Annotated in this window: 13 protein-coding genes and 1 tRNA gene; 9 read left to right on the plus strand and 5 right to left on the minus strand. The window is 62.7% G+C overall.

From position 1 onward, the window contains the following. Window positions 1-208 precede the first annotated feature (208 nt). The 4 genes from ACQR1D_RS13610 (at window position 209) to ACQR1D_RS13625 (ending at window position 5,459) form a co-directional block, all read left to right on the plus strand. Window positions 209-2,914, plus strand: coding sequence for a glycosyltransferase (locus ACQR1D_RS13610; RefSeq protein WP_434839528.1), 2,706 nt, complete (start codon window positions 209-211; stop codon window positions 2,912-2,914). A gap of 408 nt (window positions 2,915-3,322) precedes the next feature. Next, window positions 3,323-3,398: transfer RNA gene (locus tag ACQR1D_RS13615), tRNA-Lys, on the plus strand. Between the two features lie 424 nt (window positions 3,399-3,822). Beyond that, entirely contained in the window at window positions 3,823-4,506 is a 684-nt protein-coding gene (locus ACQR1D_RS13620) for a hypothetical protein (protein ID WP_434893888.1), read from the plus strand. Window positions 4,507-4,634: 128 nt separating this feature from the next. Beyond that, window positions 4,635-5,459 (plus strand): hypothetical protein, encoded by an 825-nt coding sequence (locus tag ACQR1D_RS13625; RefSeq protein ID WP_434893887.1) that lies wholly within the window; start codon window positions 4,635-4,637, stop codon window positions 5,457-5,459. A gap of 105 nt (window positions 5,460-5,564) precedes the next feature. Here ACQR1D_RS13625 and ACQR1D_RS13630 read toward each other — a convergent pair whose 3' ends face one another. Continuing rightward, window positions 5,565-6,422, minus strand: a complete 858-nt coding sequence (locus ACQR1D_RS13630) for an IS3 family transposase (protein ID WP_434840550.1) — start codon at window positions 6,420-6,422, stop codon at window positions 5,565-5,567. Further along, a complete protein-coding gene (locus ACQR1D_RS13635) occupies window positions 6,419-6,820 on the minus strand; it encodes a transposase (RefSeq protein WP_434840549.1) in 402 nt (133 codons plus the stop codon). The genes ACQR1D_RS13630 and ACQR1D_RS13635 overlap by 4 nt, the downstream gene beginning before the upstream one ends. A 645-nt stretch (window positions 6,821-7,465) precedes the next feature. Here ACQR1D_RS13635 and ACQR1D_RS13640 point away from each other — a divergent pair. Further along, window positions 7,466-8,338 (plus strand): hypothetical protein, encoded by an 873-nt coding sequence (locus tag ACQR1D_RS13640; protein ID WP_434893886.1) that lies wholly within the window; start codon window positions 7,466-7,468, stop codon window positions 8,336-8,338. Window positions 8,339-8,674: 336 nt separating this feature from the next. On the opposite strand, the gene ACQR1D_RS13645 is transcribed toward ACQR1D_RS13640, so the two are convergent. Together ACQR1D_RS13645 and ACQR1D_RS13650 are read right to left on the minus strand one after the other, a co-directional pair. Further along, window positions 8,675-8,980, minus strand: coding sequence for a hypothetical protein (locus ACQR1D_RS13645; protein WP_434872767.1), 306 nt, complete (start codon window positions 8,978-8,980; stop codon window positions 8,675-8,677). Between the two features lie 236 nt (window positions 8,981-9,216). Next, the gene (locus ACQR1D_RS13650) at window positions 9,217-9,774 is read right to left on the minus strand and encodes a hypothetical protein (RefSeq protein ID WP_434845974.1); all 558 of its coding nucleotides are present in this window, start codon (window positions 9,772-9,774) and stop codon (window positions 9,217-9,219) included. Between the two features lie 998 nt (window positions 9,775-10,772). Here ACQR1D_RS13650 and ACQR1D_RS13655 point away from each other — a divergent pair. Further along, complete coding sequence (locus tag ACQR1D_RS13655) at window positions 10,773-11,396, plus strand: LysE family translocator (RefSeq protein ID WP_434883099.1); 624 nt, start codon at window positions 10,773-10,775, stop codon at window positions 11,394-11,396. A gap of 335 nt (window positions 11,397-11,731) precedes the next feature. Here ACQR1D_RS13655 and ACQR1D_RS13660 read toward each other — a convergent pair whose 3' ends face one another. Beyond that, window positions 11,732-13,369 (minus strand): isocitrate lyase, encoded by a 1,638-nt coding sequence (locus tag ACQR1D_RS13660; protein WP_434893885.1) that lies wholly within the window; start codon window positions 13,367-13,369, stop codon window positions 11,732-11,734. A gap of 144 nt (window positions 13,370-13,513) precedes the next feature. Here ACQR1D_RS13660 and ACQR1D_RS13665 point away from each other — a divergent pair, with 144 nt between their 5' ends. From ACQR1D_RS13665 to ACQR1D_RS13675, 3 genes are all read left to right on the plus strand, one after another. Continuing rightward, a complete protein-coding gene (locus tag ACQR1D_RS13665; RefSeq protein ID WP_434893884.1) occupies window positions 13,514-14,989 on the plus strand; it encodes a helix-turn-helix domain-containing protein in 1,476 nt (491 codons plus the stop codon). 159 nt (window positions 14,990-15,148) lie between these two features. Then, entirely contained in the window at window positions 15,149-15,559 is a 411-nt protein-coding gene (locus ACQR1D_RS13670) for a hypothetical protein (RefSeq protein ID WP_316236532.1), read from the plus strand. Between the two features lie 145 nt (window positions 15,560-15,704). Continuing rightward, window positions 15,705-16,118 (plus strand): response regulator, encoded by a 414-nt coding sequence (locus ACQR1D_RS13675; RefSeq protein WP_315800050.1) that lies wholly within the window; start codon window positions 15,705-15,707, stop codon window positions 16,116-16,118. Window positions 16,119-16,131: the final 13 nt, after the last annotated feature.

The following is a 16,131-nucleotide window of genomic DNA, read 5'->3' on the forward strand; positions in this document are numbered from 1 at the left end:
AGGCAGCGTTCAGCAGGATTGGGCTCTGTTGGGATGACGTATGACGTCGCGGCCTTCGGCTGTGACGGCGTGAGACTGATCGCCTTCGCCGTTCGCCGTCGAACGCACGCGTGAACACGATCCCGGTAGCATCGCATACCCGAGATGGAACGGCGATCGACCGCTCCGCTTCACCGCTGACTTGATCCTAGGAATGGTTGCCCCTCCCATGCGTGCCGTCGTCGCCGTCCTGCTCCTCGTCACCGCCGTGCACGCCGCCCTCTGGGGACTGCTGCAGGACAAGCAGGAGGCCCCCAACTTCACCGGCCTGCTGCAGAGCGTCTCCTACGATCCGCATGAAGGAACCGGAGCCCCCGGCGCCAACACCGTGGCCTCGCCGGAGCGCATCCGCGCCGACATGAAGAAGCTCGCCACGATCACGCGGGCGATCCGGCTCTACTCCTCGACCGGAGGCCTCGAGATCGTGCCGCCGCTGGCCGCCGAGGCGGGCCTGAAGGTGATGCTCGGCGCCTGGATCGACAAGGATCCGGACCGCAACGAGCGCGAGATCCAGTCGGCCATCACGCTGGCCCGCCGCAACAGCAACGTCATCGGCATCGTGGTCGGCAACGAGACCATCCTCACGGCGACCCAGAAGGTCGATGAGCTGATCGAGAAGATCAAGCGCGTGAAGAAGTCGGTCAACGTGCCCGTCACCACCGGCGACGTCTGGAACACCTGGCGCGACAACCCGGAGCTCGCCGCCAATGTCGACTTCATCGCCGCGCACGTCCTGCCCTATTGGGAGTTCTTCACCGACGACCAGGCGGTCGACCAGGCGGTGGATCGCTATCAGCTCCTGAAGAAGCAGTTCACCGGCAAGCGCATCATGATCGCCGAGTTCGGCTGGCCGAGCCAGGGCTACAGCCGCAGCGGCGACGGCCGCGGCCCAGCCGTGCCGGGCCCGCTCCGGCAGGCCAAGGTGTTGCGCAATTTCCTCGCCCAGGCCGCCTCGATCGGCATGGAGTACAACATCGTCGAGGCGATCGATCAGCCCTGGAAATATTTCGAAGGCGGCGTCGGCCCCTATTGGGGCGTGCTCAACGCCGCGCGCGAGGCGAAATTCGCCTGGACCGGCCCGATCGTGAATCCCGACTATTGGAAGCTCGCGACCATCGCGCTGCTGGTCGGCGTGCTCCTGTCCTTGCCGATCGTGCGGCTGCGCCAGCCGACCGTGCTGCAGGCGATGATGCTCGCGATCACGGCGCATGGCGTCGGCGCCTGGGTCTCCACCGTCTTCGCCTATTGGAACGTGCACTATTTCGTCTGGGGCTCGACCTTCGCGCTGACGCTCGGCCTGATCCTCCTGGTTCCCTTGATCCTCATCGCGATGGCCCGCATCGAGGAGATCGCCGCGATCGCCTTCGGCCGCGAGCCGCGCCGTCTCCTGACCCGCGACAAGGTCGCGCGCGACCGCGCCGCCATGCCCCAAGGCTATTGCCCGAAGGTCTCGATCCACGTGCCGGCCTATTTCGAGCCGGTCGAGATGATGAAGCAGACCTTGGATGCGCTGGCGCGGCTCGACTACCCGAACTACGAGGTCGTCTGCATCATCAACAACACGCCCGATCCGGCGTTCTGGCAGCCGATCCAGGATCACTGCCGCATGCTCGGCGAGCGTTTCAAGTTCATCAATGCCGAGAAGGTCAAGGGTTTCAAGGCCGGCGCCTTGCGCATCGCGATGGAGCGCACCGCCGTCGATGCCGAGATCATCGGCATCATCGACGCCGACTACGTCGTGACGCCGGACTGGCTCTCCGACCTCGTGCCGGCCTTCGCCGACCCCACCGTCGGCCTGGTGCAGGCGCCGCAGGAGCATCGCGACGAGGACCTGTCGCTGATGCACTACATCATGAACGGCGAGTATGCCGGCTTCTTCGACATCGGCATGGTCCAGCGCAACGAGGAGAACGCGATCATCGTGCACGGCACGATGTGCCTGATCCGCCGCGCCGCCATGGACATGGCCGGGGGGTGGTCGAGCGACACGATCTGCGAGGACACCGATCTCGGCCTCGCCATCCAGGAGCTCGGCTGGCAGACCCACTACACCGCCACCCGCTACGGCTCGGGCCTGCTGCCCGACACCTACGAGGCGTTCAAGAAGCAGCGCCATCGCTGGGCCTATGGCGGCTTCCAGATCGTCAAGAAGCACTGGCAGCGCTTCCTGCCCGGCAGGAGCCGGCTGACGGCGGACCAGAAGCGCGAGTTCTCGCTCGGCTGGCTCAACTGGCTGGGCGCCGAGAGCCTCGGCGTCGTCGTCGCGATCCTCAACCTGATCTGGACGCCGATCGTGGCCTTCGCCGGCATCGCCATCCCCGACAAGATCCTGACCATCCCGATCCTCGCCGCCTTCGTGGTCTCGCTCGCCCACTTCCTGATCCTCTACCGGCTGCGCGTCGCGGTGAGGCCCTGGCAGATGCTGGGCGCGATGATCGCGGCGATGTCGGTGCAGTGGACCGTCAGCCGCGCGGTGGCGCAGGGCCTGATCACCGAGCACCTGGCGTTCGCCCGCACCTCCAAGGGCGGGCTGTCGCGGATGTCGATCGAGTTCCAGGCGTTCTGGGAGGCCGTGATCGGCGCCCTGCTCCTGATCGGCGCCACCATCCTGATCGTGACCAACACGTTGCAGATCACCGAGCTCTACATCTTCGCCGCCGTCCTGATCCTGGAGAGCCTGCCGTTCCTGTCCGCGGTCGCGATCGCGCTCCTGGAGATGTCCCGCATCAACTCCTTCGAGTTCTGGCGCCACGCCACCGTCCGCACCGCCGAGCTGATCGGCCTGCGCCCGGTCTGGGTGCCGGAGCTGGCGGGTCCGGGGATGCAGCCGGCGCCGCTGAGCGCGGCGGCGACCAAGGTGACAGAGAAGGTGTAGGTGCGAGACCGGCGGGCGCGCGGACGTCACTTTTTACCCGGCTGCTCCCCCCACACACCGTCATGGCCGGGCTTGTCCCGGCCATCCACGTCGGAATGGCAGCGCAAGACGCCAAACGTGGATGCCCGGGACAAGCCCGGGCATGACGTGCCTCAAATTGCGTTCGGTCGGGCCGCTGACGCGTCCGCCATGATCCCACCCCGCTGTGGTTTGCCCCTTCCGCCCTATTGACCCGACCGCACCCACCCCCTACACACCCCGCACGACAGCATGCGGCCCACGGGCCAGGGGTTCACCCCCGTTCCCGCAGCCCGCAGTGAACCACGGCCACGCCGCAAGCGTTCTGATGGTATCCTGTCGACGATCCGGACAGTGACGGTCCAGCCGTCACACCGCTTCCTTGGGAGCGAGCGCGTAGCTCAGCCGGTAGAGCACGTGACTTTTAATCATGGGGTCCCGGGTTCGAGTCCCGGCGCGCTCACCAACCTTTCGAACCCGGCAATGACACCCCACTGTTAATCCAGTATTTGTTGGCGGTCCCCACCCGGGCGCAGAAGAATTCTGGCTGAGGGTCCTCGTCGGCGCCAGAAATACGTTCGCTACGTCCGCTAAACAGACGAGCACGCCTTGCCTTAGTGCTCTGGTTGAGATTGGATGGCAGTGGGCACTGCTTTTGATATTGCCGTCCCGTAGTCCCAGCTCCGTTAGGACTGTCCGCCTGCGCGAATCGGACTCGGAAGATTTACGGTCCTCGTCCTTCGATGCATCGGGCGACCGCGTGGTTCTGTCTATGGCTATTCTCTTTGATCTGTTGAGCCGCGTGGTAGGTGAGTCGCGGATTCCTCGTTCCTCGCGGCTCCTCCAATGCCTGCGTACGACCAACGACCCATTCTGAGGGCAAACCTAGAATGATCACTGACGACCAGCTTGATGATTTACCTGAAGATGACCTTGAAGCGTTTATCGCATTTGAAGCCATCCTAAATAATAAGCTTGACGATCGCGCCTTTAATCAAGGATGGGACATTGAGCGCGAGTACGTCGCCTACATACTTGCGTTTGTAGAAGCGAGGAATATCGATCTACATGTCTCTAAGGATACTCCACTTACCGACGATAACTTCTCATCATACTTCGCTGGATTTCGTAGAGCAGTCGAGTCGTTTAGGGCCAAGGCACGCTTAGAGATTTCTGCACGCCGAAGAGTGCACCGAACCTCATTCCATGTTGCGACCAGCTTTAAGACGCAAATCGGCGCTCATCTCACCGCTATTCGTAAAATCGTTCATGAGGCTCATCTAACAGAATCGAAACGTGACGCCATTTTTCGACGAATTGAGACATTGCAATTCGAAGTAGACCGAGATCGCACAAGAGCCGAAGTGGTCACCGGCCTCTGGCTCGATATAACGAGCGCTATCGGAGCGGGTGCAAAAAATCTCGATCCAGCCATCGAACGCCTCGAGCGAATTATGAAAGTCTTTGCTCAAGCGAGAGACGAGGACGCGGCTAAGCTGCCGGCTCCCGCTGAAAGAAAGCGTATCCCTCCACCGAGCGCTTCGCCCACCAGCGATGACGAGGTACCGTTCTAAAAAGGTAACGATCTTTGGGCGCACTTGCCAAAAGCACCGGGAAGCAACTCCGCTTGCAGCCCGCCCCCAGAACGTTGTTTACGGGATATGTGCTGCTAAGTGACCTAGAAATCACATGACCTAAGTGAGTGAAGCAATTTATGTCAGCAGCCTTTCCCGACGGTCTTGACGCACTTCGTGTTGAACTGAGTTTGGCCGAGATAATGCGGCTTATCGAACGAACCGCTCGTTGGGTGTCGCGAGAGACCTTCAAGCGGTTGCCCGTATGGTATCCGGAACATAGTCGGCGCGGACTATTTTATAAAGCCAACTGGAGCAAGCCGCAGCCAAACACTAATAGAGCGACTGGCGTAAGCTCTCATAAGCAAGAAAGCAACCGATACGCCAACCTCGCTTTGACCAATGCGCTTGGGCTTCGTCCCCACGAAAGGCCGAACTGGTCTTGCTGCCATATCTGGGGCATCGATGACGACAGCTATGCGTTGGGGAACGCCGTTGTTCAAGACCCGCGCTTCTATTCTTGCGTTGCGAATATGGTGCTCCTTCCAACCCCGCTGAAGGCATTTACCGACGTAATGCCGGAGGTGAAGTGGATGCTTCGTGCCTGCGCATTTTATGCCTTCGGCTGGCATTGCGATCATGAAGCACTCGCAGACTGCTCGCACCTCGCAGGGTGGACGAATGACCCCGCATATCCGGCGAGTTGGCCCAAAGCGCCTGACGATGCACCACCCCCCAACACCGTCTCAATTAACGACAGGATCATCGTGGACGCAAATCGTCGGCTGGCTAAGATTCACCGAGACCTTGAGCATGCGGGCGAATTTTATCCACGCGCAGCCGTTATCAAGGCTCTGACTTATTGGAACCTACCGATCCCATTTTCCTGTAGGAAGTACGCGCTTGATGATCGACGCGGGAAAGTTAGTTCAGGTTCGACCCGGGAGTACTGAACTCATACCATTAGCTCCCTTGGTAAGTGACGAAAGGATTACGGTGACAGTGCTGGACTGCACCCCTCAAGTGAGACACGATAATCTCAGTGACAATGGGTAAAGTCATCGCATCGTGTTTTGCTTGAACGCGGCTTCGAACTCAAGAGGAGATCGATAGCCGAGGGCCGAATGCAAGCGCTCCTTATTGTAGATCTCGGCGATGAAGCTGTTGATCCGGCGCCGGGCGTCGTTGACGTCGGCAAAGCTCTTGCCGTTGATCTCCTCGGCCTTGAGCGTCTTCATGAAGCTTTCGGCCTTGGCGTTGTCGAACGGGTTGCCGGGACTGCTCATGCTGATCTTGATGTCGCGCTTGGCCAGCCGCTCCCGATAGGCGATCGAGGAGTACTGCACGCCGCGGTCTGAGTGGTGGATCAGGCTGCCGGGCTTGGGGTTCCGAGATTGAAGCGCTTTGTCGAGCGCCGCGATGGCGAGCGAGGCGTCGAGGATGTTGTCGAATGCCCAGCCGACCGCCTTTCGGGAGAAGCCGTCGAGAATGACGGCGAGATAGGCGAACGTCTTGGCGAGATGGACGTAGGTGATGTCAGCGACCCAGATCTGATCCGGAGCCGATGGCGCCAGGCCACGGATCAGGTTGGGGACGACGATCACGTCAGTCGGCCTTTCAGTTGGCGGCTTTAGGAAGGGCGTCTTGCGCTGCGCGAGAAGATTATCCTGACGCATGAGGCGCAGGACTTTCTTGGCATTGACGACCATTCCCAGACGCCGAAGAGCGGCGGTCACCCGTCGATAGCCGTAGAACGGATGCTTCAGGCAGATGCGCTGGAGCTGGTCACGCAACTCGCACTCGGCCTCGGCGCGGCTGCGTCGGTTGATATGCCGGTAATAAGTCGCTCGAGGCAGCCTTGCCAAAGCGCAGAGGCGCTGCACGTGAGTGCTGGAGTCGGCTGTCTCCGCGGTCATGCTTTTGATGACTTCGATGATGCGGATACGGGTTTGCCTTGCGCTGCCGGCCGCTCCAGTGCGCGCAAGGCTTGCCGAAAAAAATCGAGGTCCATCTGCTGACGGCCGACCAGCCGTTCGAGCTCGGCAATGCGGGCATTGGCCCGTGCCAGTGCGGACCGCTTATCGTCATAGGTCGCCAGAGATTGGAGCTTCCGGGGACCGGGCTTCGGTCCCGGCTTGCGGTTCAATCCGTCCGGCCCTTGCGCCCTCCAGACCTTGATCCAGTCATGCAGGATCTTGCGCGATATCCCAAGGTCCCGAGCCACAGGCAGAACGCCTTCGCCTCGCTCGACACGCTTGATCGCCTTCAGCTTATAAGCCGTCGGAAACCGACGGGTCTTCCCTCTTGCTGCCACAGGTCATCCTCGGAATGCCTGTCACTGAGATTATCGTGTCTCACTTGAGGGGTGCAGTCCAGCACTGTCACCGTAACTTCTGGCTGCGCGCGCCATGGGATGAGGCCGAGGCGCTGCAACGGCCATTGCCGGATGACGCGCTGGAAATCGTGATGCGCGGCGCCGATAAAGGAAGACCCGGCTCAATAACAGCCGTTCTCTTTCGCAGTTGGCCGCCCGCGAGCGACATTTGTCCCCAATTGGTCGTCCGACAGCCGTAGACCGGAAATCGCTTTCTCGCCTCAACGCGAGGGTCGAGCACATGAAGCGGCTGAAGTTGTCCACAGTCATTCGTGGCACGTAAATGACACGCCGAAGCCGTAAGCCCCTGTCGCTGCGTAAAAGACGGTCCCTTACCAAGGGACAGCCAACCTGAAGGCACCTTGACGAGCCAGCAAAGCTGCGACCAGATACATCGTCCCCCGAAGGCTCTCATGTACTTTCAATGGAGAGCTTCGCATGCGCAATCGACTGCAGTTCAGCTTCTGGGGAATGCACCTGACTGCCGACGGCACGTTCGCGATCTCAGTATCGTTGTTGATCGTCATCATCTTGGCCGTTGCAACTAGGCTTTGACTTTTGATGATGAATCGAGGCGATCAGCCAATGTTAAAAAGATTTCGAATTCCCGAGATCATTTTGGGTGCTTATCTGACAATCGCCGTGCTTGCGATTGGTTTTGCATTCGGCTCACTGCCACACTCCGGCCAAGTCGCGGAGCAACGAGCGACTGAGCTGCGCGAAGCCTGGTGGCACGATGCAACAGCTGTTTTCACGCTTGGACTCGTTATCGTTGGCCTCGCCCAAGCAATTCTATTTTACGTCCAGCTCCAATTCATTCGCGAAAGCCTCGGTCCTGCCAAGGAAGCTGCTGACGCAGCCAAGGATGCAGCGAGTGCTGCCAAGCTCAATGCCCAAGTCGTTATTGACGGGCAGCGGGCTCATCTATTTGTCAAGGTCGTTCGGCACGATGTTGTTGAAACGATCCAGGCCAGTAACCGAGGACGGCACGATGCCAGCATCGAAGCGATAGTAATGCAGGCTCCAATCCTCGCATATACATTCACAAACGCAGGAAAGACCCCCGCCATTCTTGAAGAAGTCATGCACTCCGTGATGCTCGAAAAAACTGAGAAACATACGATCCAATATGAAATGCCAGAACGCGCAATTGAGGTTCTCGGCGAAGGCCAGCGGAGTGATCAGATTGCTGTGACGTTCGACGCAAGACAGTTCTGTGTCAGAGACGCAATAGCTCTCGGCGATCATGACTTGATGCTGTTCTTCTATTCGGCCGCCACCTACCGAGACATACACAACCGGCAACACAAGATCAGGCACGACTTCCTTTACTCAGCTGGAACCTTCCACCTGATCAATCGAATTGAAAAGACCATTGAACCTCAAGAGCGGAATAGTACCGAAGGCGAACAGTCGTCAAAAACTGGATTTTTCGGCCGACCGTCGGAGGCGCTCTGAAATGCGCAATCGGCCGACCGCGCTATGCCGACTGCTGGCGATGACCAATTCCGGACCATAATAGATCCTCGATCCGAGGACCTGATGACGCTAGCGGAACGGCACTCGGAGAAGGCTTGCCACCACAGTGGCACATTTCACAACAGGGGTAATGTATAGCGCAGCACGCGACTGATGCGGCGTGCGTCATCGTCAGTGCAACAGGTCCCGTCGAGTCAACCGTCAGCGCCTCCAATGCCCCGCTCGACGTCCGTCCAAATCTTCGGACAATCTGGGAGTTATGGTGACAGTGCACAAGCTTCCCCATGGACGTCAGTTGAAGCAGCCGCGCTGCCCTCACCCACTGACCGCGAACCCAAGCACCAGCTGCCGCGGGCTCTGCTTGAACTCCTTGAGCACTGCGGCCCGGACCTTCTCCGCCAGCTCTGGCAGCGGCTTGTCGGTGTAGAGCTTCGGAAAGGTCACCATCACCGACGTCAGGGTGCCGTTGTTCCAGTTGAAGCCGACGGCGGGCTTGACGCCGGTTTCGGCGAGGAGGTCGGCTTCGACGGCGTGGCTGTAGGCCAGCCCGTTCTGGACGGCGTCGACCATCCCGCAGCCAGCGAGGCAGGCGATCAGTGGGATCAGCGCGAGAGCTCTCATGACATTCGACTCCGACGTTGAAATCCTTAACGAGCTCTCAGCTCAAATTTCCCGCGGTTGATGGCCTCTGTGCCACCGGCAGTCCGCCGTAGCGTGCGCTCACCGACCGTTCTGCAATTGTGGCCGGCACTAGCGTCCCCTCGAACCTTTGATCTCGACAGGCGATCGATCGAACGAGCTAAGTGCACGGTCACCGCAACTGCATTCACCGGCATGCCAAAAGATCCGTCCACCACCTACCCCGGGGGATCGGCCTCCAGCACGACCTTCGCGACGGGATAGCGCCAGTCGTTCTTCGTGTTGTCGGCGGCGGCATCGATACCTGCCACGATGACCGCACCGAGGATACCGCCATTGATGCCGCTGGCCAGACGAGCCTGGCGCGTCGCATCGATCGGCGCGACCGTGATCATCCGCTTCTGATAGCCAGGCTTTTGGCAGGACACGGCCAGCGTGCTCGACTGTCCGCGATAGAGCGGTACGCGCACCTTCGCGGGGCTCGTCATGGTCGCCGTGAAGCCGGAGGCTTCCAGTGAGCAGGACGCTCCGGCCATCTCGACCTCGCCTCCCCCGCCGGGATTGTGAAACGTCCGCACTTCCACGAGCTGGTCGCCCGCGAACTCGGGCACGCTCGGATCGGTCCGGCGCTTCGCCTCGTAGACGTCGATCCCTCGGCTGCCCGTCGTCGACCTGATGTCGGTTACATTGTTGACCGCAAGCGGCGCAGCACACCCGCCAAGACACGCGACTCCCAGGATGGCCAGCCAGCCGGCAGGCCAACGCAAACACTTCATTTGAGCCCCCACGGCATCCCCAACTGTCGTTGAGTAGCGGTAGCAGGGGCCGATCTGGGGAACAATAGCCGCAACCTCGAGGGGAATGGTGGAACTATCAAAAACCGACCACGTTGCGGGCAGGACACAGCCGTTGCCGTCCCCGGCATCAAGCAGGTCGTTGGCAGGGCGATGCGTTCAGTACCCGCACAGGTTGCAGTGTCCGGGAGGTCCTCACGGCGCAGAAACCGGATCATGGCGCGACGGCGCTGCGCTTGCCGGCAGCATGAGCCGTGAGGATGCGCGGCGAAACTTATTTCAGCAGGCCGCTCAAGACGATCACCCCTGTCCAGTCATCGGCGCAAAAATATTCCTCTTCCCTTTTTCCGAAACTCATGATTGACTGTCGCCATCCCGTGCTCCTCGAGAGGGGCGGATCGCGATCGTCACGGACGTTGGGCGCGGGATGCGGTGGCCGCAGGTGAATCGCAGCGTGCTTGGATAGTGCGCGGACGAACGGCTCCTTGCGGACGTGAAATCGCGTGGTCCTGGCGCCCCGAAGCTGGCGCCAAGTCCTGGGGGATGATGACCCCCACGGGCGACGGTGGCTATCAAGCCGGACACCGGGGAGATCGCGTATAAGCGTGAAGACCATCGCGCGGGGAATGCCGGGTTGATCCGGCTGAACCTGTGGTGACTGCCGCCTGCTTTTCTTCTGCAGGCGGGCCATGGGTTGCGGCCAGCAGCCCGGCATTCCCCGCGCCCTCTGTTTGCTGGAGGGCGAAACGACCGCAACAGTTCGGGCGCGACATGCGTCGCGATGACGAATGAACGCGCCCCCTGCCCGCATCACCCGCTGCGCGCCCTCGACGACGACGCACACGATGGCTCGCCCGGTCGTCACCGACCCGTGTCCGGCCTCCTTCTATCGTCCGCCGCTGCGCCGTGGAATGATGGAGGCCGTTTGAGATGCGCCGACTGCCCTTTGCCTGAACAACCGCGACCCTGGGAGCCCGCCGATGTCCACTGCCTTCCTGCTGACCTCGCTGATCGTGGTCGCCTCGCCTGGCACCGGCGTGCTCTACACGCTCGCAGTGGCGCTGACGAAGGGCTCGCGGATGAGCATCGCCGCCGCGTTCGGCTGCACGCTCGGCATCCTTCCGGCGATGCTGGCCGCGATCGTCGGGCTTGCCGCCGTGCTGCACACCAGCGCGCTGGCGTTTGCGGCGCTGAAATATTGCGGCGTCGCCTACCTGCTGTACATGGCCTGGCAGACGCTGGGCGAGCGCGGTGCGCTGTCGGTCGAGACGAAGGACGATGCGAAGCCGGACGCCCGCTCGGCCGGGCGGGTGGTGCTGACCGGCTTCCTGATCAACATCCTCAATCCAAAACTGTCGATCTTCTTCCTCGCCTTCCTGCCGCAGTTCATCGCGGCCGATGTGCCGCATCCGCTGGCGCTGATGCTGGAGCTGTCGGCGGCATTCATGGCGATGACGTTCGCGGTGTTCGTGCTCTACGGCCTGTTCGCAGCCGCCGTGCGCGACCGCGTCGTCAGCCGCCCCCGCGTCATGACCTGGCTGCGCCGCGCCTTTGCCGGCGGCTTTGCGTTGCTTGGTGCGCGGCTGGCGCTGGCGGAGCGCTGAGGGCACCGCGCGACGGGGCGAGAGGGTCGCGTAGGAGAATGACGTCCTCAGCCACACGGTCCGGCACCAATTTGTTGCTCGTCATGCCCGGGCTTGTCCCGCCTGCGCGGCCGAAGCCGCTTCGGCGCGGCGAAGGCCCGGGCATCCACGTCGATCCACGTCCGCCGAACGACGTGGATGGCCGGGACAAGCCCGGCCATGACGGCGTGGAGAGAGGCGACCTCAAGCTTCCAGGCTCACGATCGGCGACAGCTACAAGGCGCGTCCCTAAAAAGCGAGACCCGCCTGAAGCTGTCAGCTCCAGACGGGTCCTGTCAGTCCTCAGTCGGCCAAGCTCAGCCGAACTGGTTCATCGTGTTGTGCGCGCCGCCGGCCTTCAGGGCCTTCTCGCCGGCGAAGTACTCCTTGTGGTCGTCGCCGATGTCGGAGCCGGCCATGTTCTGGTGCTTGACGCAGGCGATGCCCTGGCGGATCTCGGCGCGCTGGACGTTCTTGACGTAGCCCAGCATGCCCTGCTCGCCAAAGTACTCGCGGGCGAGGTTGTCGGTCGAGAGCGCGGCCGTGTGGTAGGTCGGCAAGGTGATCAGGTGGTGGAAGATGCCGGCTCGCTTGGCCGAATCCGCCTGGAAGGTGCGGATGCGCTCGTCGGCTTCCTTCGCCAGCGGGGTGTCGTCGTACTCCGCCTTCATCAGCTCGGCGCGGTTGTACTTGCTGACGTCCTGGCCCGCCTCCTTCATCGCGTCATAGACCTGCCAACGGAAGTTGAGGGTCCAGTTGAACGACGGCGAGTTGTTGTAGGCGAGCTTGGCGTTCGGGATCACCTTGCGGATGCGGTCGACCATCTTGGCGATCTGCTCGATATGCGGCTTCTCGGTCTCGATCCACAACAGGTCGGCGCCGTTCTGCAGCGAGGTGATGCAGTCGAGCACGCAACGGTCCTCGCCGGTGCCGGGACGGAACTGGTAGAGGTTCGAGGGCAGCCGCTTCGGCCGCATCATCTTGCCGTTCTGGGTGATGATGACATCGCCGCTGCGCGCGGTCGCAGGCGTCACCTCCTCGCAGTCGAGGAAGCTGTTGTACTGGTCGCCGAGATCGCCCGGCTGGCTCGAGAACGCGATCTGCTGGGTGAGACCAGCGCCGAGCGAGTCGGTGCGGGTGACGATGATGCCGTCCTCGACGCCGAGCTCCAGGAAGGCGTGGCGGCAGGCGCGGATCTTGGCCAGGAAGACGTCATGCGGCACGGTGACCTTGCCGTCCTGATGGCCGCACTGCTTCTCGTCGGAGACCTGGTTCTCGATCTGCAGCGCGCAGGCGCCCGCCTCGATCATCTTCTTGGCAAGCAGATAGGTCGCCTCGGCATTGCCGAAGCCGGCGTCGATGTCGGCGATCACCGGGACGACGTGGGTCTGGAAGCCGTCGATCTTGGCGATGATCTCGGTCTCCTTCGCCTTGTCGCCGGCCTTGCGGGCCGCGTCGAGGCTGCGGAACAGATCATTGAGCTCGCGCGAGTCGGCCTGGCGCAGGAAGGTGTAGAGCTCCTCGATCAGCGCGGGCACCGAGGTCTTCTCGTGCATCGACTGATCCGGCAGCGGGCCGAACTCGGAGCGCAGCGCCGCGATCATCCAGCCGGAGAGATAGAGGTAGCGGCGGTCGGTCTTGCCGAAATGCTTCTTGATCGAGATCAGCTTCTGCTGCGCGATGAAACCGTGCCAGCAGCCCAGCGATTGGGTGTACTTGGTGGCGTCCTCGTCATAGGCGGCCATGTCGGCGCGCATCACGGCCGCGGTGTAGCGGGCGACGTCGAGACCGGTCTTGAAGCGGTTCTGCAGGCGCATGCGCGCCACGGCCTCGGCGGTGACGCCGTTCCAGGTCGGGTTGGTCTCGAGCAGCGCGCGCGCCGCCTCGACCTCGGCCTGGTAGGACGAGGGGCCCTGGAGGGCCTGGTCGTTCAGTCCACGCGGTTGGAAATTCATGTCCGTGATCCCTTGGTTAAGGACAACCTGGGACCTGTTGTAAGCACGCGCGGCCAGCGGACCAGACATTGCGCGGAAAACTTGTCACACTTTACAAACCTCTCGTGTATAGCTGTAAGGAGATTACAAGACCGGGATTTGGCCATGACCACCGCCACGGCACGATCGATCTTCATGGGCCCGCGCCTGCGCCGCCTGCGGCGCGAGCTCGGCCTGACCCAGGCCGACATGGCCGCGGACCTCGAAATCTCAGCGCCTTACGTGGCGCTCCTGGAGCGGAACCAGAGGCCGGTCACGGCCGACATGCTGCTGCGGCTGGCGCGGACCTACAAGATCGACCTCGCCGACCTCGCCGGCGACGGCGGCGCCGACCACACCGCGCGGATGCAGTCGGTGCTGAAGGACCCGATGTTCTCCGACATCGACATCCCCGCGCTGGAGATCTCCGATCTCGCCGTGAGCTATCCCGGCATGACCGAAGCCTTCCTGCGGCTCTACACGGCCTATCGCGAGGAGCAGCTCGCGCTGGCCGAGCAGCGCGCCCCAGTGCCGGCCGGCACCGCGCCGCGCATTGGCAATGACAGCTTCGACGCCAACGATCCCGTCGCCGACGTCCGCCGCTTCCTCGCCGCGCGCCGCAACAACTTTGCCCAGCTCGACGATGCCGCCGAGCGGCTGGCGCAGGCGATCTTCCAGGGGACGTCGACGGGAGCTCCGCAGGTCTCCGCCGGACCGGCCGGCTTCATCGAGCGCTTTCGCGCGCGGCACAATCTCCAGGTCCGCTACATGCCGCCGAACGTGATGCTCGGCTCGCTCCGGCGGCTCGATCTGCACCGCCGGCAATTGCTGATCGAGGATTCGCTGGACAGCGCGAGCCTGAAATTCGAGCTCGCGCGGCAGCTCGCTTATCTCGAGCTCGACACCGAGATCGGCTCGGCGCTGGAGGACGGCAAGTTCGCCAGCAAGACCGCCGAGCTCTTGGCGCGCCGCGCGCTCGCGGCCTACGCGGCGGCAGCGATCATCATGCCCTATTCGATCTTTGCCAAAGCCGTCGATGCGCGGGCGTATGATCTGGAGGCGCTGGCGCGCCAGTTCGGCACCAGCTTCGAACAGACCGCGCATCGCGTCACCACCCTGCAGAAGCCGGGCGCGGAGCGGATCCCGTTCTTCCTGATCCGGGTCGATCCCGCCGGCAACGTCTCGAAGCTGCTCGACGGCGCCGGCTTCCCGTTCGCGCGCCATGGCGGCGCCTGCCCGCTGTGGTCGGTGCACGGCATCTTCAAGACGCCGCGCCAGATCGTGACGCAATGGCTGGAGCTGCCCGACGGCCGCCGGTTCTTCTCGATCGCCCGCACGGTGACCGCCGGCGGCGGCTCCTATGGCGCGGTGCGCGTCGAGCGGGCGATTGCGGTCGGCTGCGCTGCCGAGCATGCGGGACAGTTGATCTACACCCGCGACGGCCACGGGCCCGATGCCAACGATCCGACCCCGATCGGGGTCGCCTGCCGGGTCTGCCACCGGCCGAAATGCGCCGCACGCTCGGCGCCGCCGATCGGGCGCGAGATCCTGCCGGACGATTTCAGGACGTCGTCGGTTCCGTTCGGGTTTTCGGCGGATTGAGCGGGGGATGGCCGTGGAACCAGGAACTCGCCGGAACCCGGGCCGCAGGCGAAAATCCGCCGGATCGGGCTGCAAATCGGCCCTGGACGCCATGGCCCTTGACGGAACAGCCATAAACCGGACAAAGATTGCGCCAAAATGTCGCGGCGGAGGTTGGCCATGAGATACGTCGACGGCGTGGTGATGTTCCTCAGCCTGTGGCTGCTGGCATCGATGGTGCTCGACGCCGTGACGCCGCCCGAGCTGAACTTCTACATGATCGGCCCGATCATTGCGCCGGCCGCGATCATCGCCGGCTTCCTGTACTGGCTCCGCATCCCCTCCCGCGACTTTGTGCTGGCGTCCGCAGCCATCTGGATGGTCTGCGAGATGACGATGGAGATGATCACGCCCAAGCCGCTGTCGCCGCTGCTGGCGGTGGCCGCCGTCGCGCCGCTGCTGGTGGCCGGCATCCTTCTGCACGTCGAGCACTGGCGCCGGCCGGGCGGGCGCCTGCCTCCGGCCGATTCGGCAGAGATGACCGATCTGCGGGGCTCCTCCAAAGCCATGCCGAGCCGTCGGCCGTTCTGAGCTGTTCCGCGCGGGCGCCGGCAATGGCGGATAGCGTGCAGATTTTCCGTTGTTCTACGGGACCCGATGTTTACGAGGAAATCAGAAACCCCCTCTTAAGTTCCGCAGGTCCATCTGTAGCCGACACACCAGCCGCGCGGGGACCATGCTGAACGAACTTCTCGTGATCGAAGATGCCGACGTTCATCTGTCGATCCTGCGCAAGATCGCCGTGCAGGCGGGCTTTGCGACGACCGGCGTGAACTCGGTCGACGGCGCGATGAACGTGCTGCGCCGGCGCAACTTCGAATGCATCACGCTCGACCTCAATCTCGGTGAGCGCTCCGGCACCGAGGTGTTGCAGCTGTTGGCGGACATCAAATCCCGCACCCCGGTGCTGATCATCAGCGGCTCAGACGATCAGACCCGCGACGTCACGGTCCGCGCCGGCAAGATCCTCGGCCTGAACGTCTATCCGCCGTTCTCCAAGCCGGTCGACCTCGCTCTGCTCCGACAAACGCTGCGCCAGATCGCCGCCGACACCGACCGGCAGCGCCTCGTCAAAGCCAGCATCCGCTAGCCCGAACGCACGC

Source organism: Bradyrhizobium sp. HKCCYLRH2047 (assembly GCF_051168175.1).
Taxonomy (GTDB): Bacteria; Pseudomonadota; Alphaproteobacteria; order Rhizobiales; family Xanthobacteraceae; genus Bradyrhizobium.

Excerpts from the sequence above, each read along its gene's own strand:
- ACQR1D_RS13650 (WP_434845974.1), bottom strand. The coding sequence starts at position 9,774 with ATGAAGTGTTTGCGTTGGCCTGCCGGCTGGCTGGCCATCCTGGGAGTC.
- ACQR1D_RS13645 (WP_434872767.1), bottom strand. The coding sequence starts at position 8,980 with ATGAGAGCTCTCGCGCTGATCCCACTGATCGCCTGCCTCGCTGGCTGC.
- ACQR1D_RS13665 (WP_434893884.1), top strand. The coding sequence starts at position 13,514 with ATGACCACCGCCACGGCACGATCGATCTTCATGGGCCCGCGCCTGCGC.
- ACQR1D_RS13670 (WP_316236532.1), top strand. The coding sequence starts at position 15,149 with ATGAGATACGTCGACGGCGTGGTGATGTTCCTCAGCCTGTGGCTGCTG.
- ACQR1D_RS13630 (WP_434840550.1), bottom strand. The coding sequence starts at position 6,422 with ATGACCGCGGAGACAGCCGACTCCAGCACTCACGTGCAGCGCCTCTGC.
- ACQR1D_RS13640 (WP_434893886.1), top strand. The coding sequence starts at position 7,466 with ATGTTAAAAAGATTTCGAATTCCCGAGATCATTTTGGGTGCTTATCTG.
- ACQR1D_RS13655 (WP_434883099.1), top strand. The coding sequence starts at position 10,773 with ATGTCCACTGCCTTCCTGCTGACCTCGCTGATCGTGGTCGCCTCGCCT.
- ACQR1D_RS13660 (WP_434893885.1), bottom strand. The coding sequence starts at position 13,369 with ATGAATTTCCAACCGCGTGGACTGAACGACCAGGCCCTCCAGGGCCCC.
- ACQR1D_RS13610 (WP_434839528.1), top strand. The coding sequence starts at position 209 with ATGCGTGCCGTCGTCGCCGTCCTGCTCCTCGTCACCGCCGTGCACGCC.
- ACQR1D_RS13620 (WP_434893888.1), top strand. The coding sequence starts at position 3,823 with ATGATCACTGACGACCAGCTTGATGATTTACCTGAAGATGACCTTGAA.
- ACQR1D_RS13675 (WP_315800050.1), top strand. The coding sequence starts at position 15,705 with ATGCTGAACGAACTTCTCGTGATCGAAGATGCCGACGTTCATCTGTCG.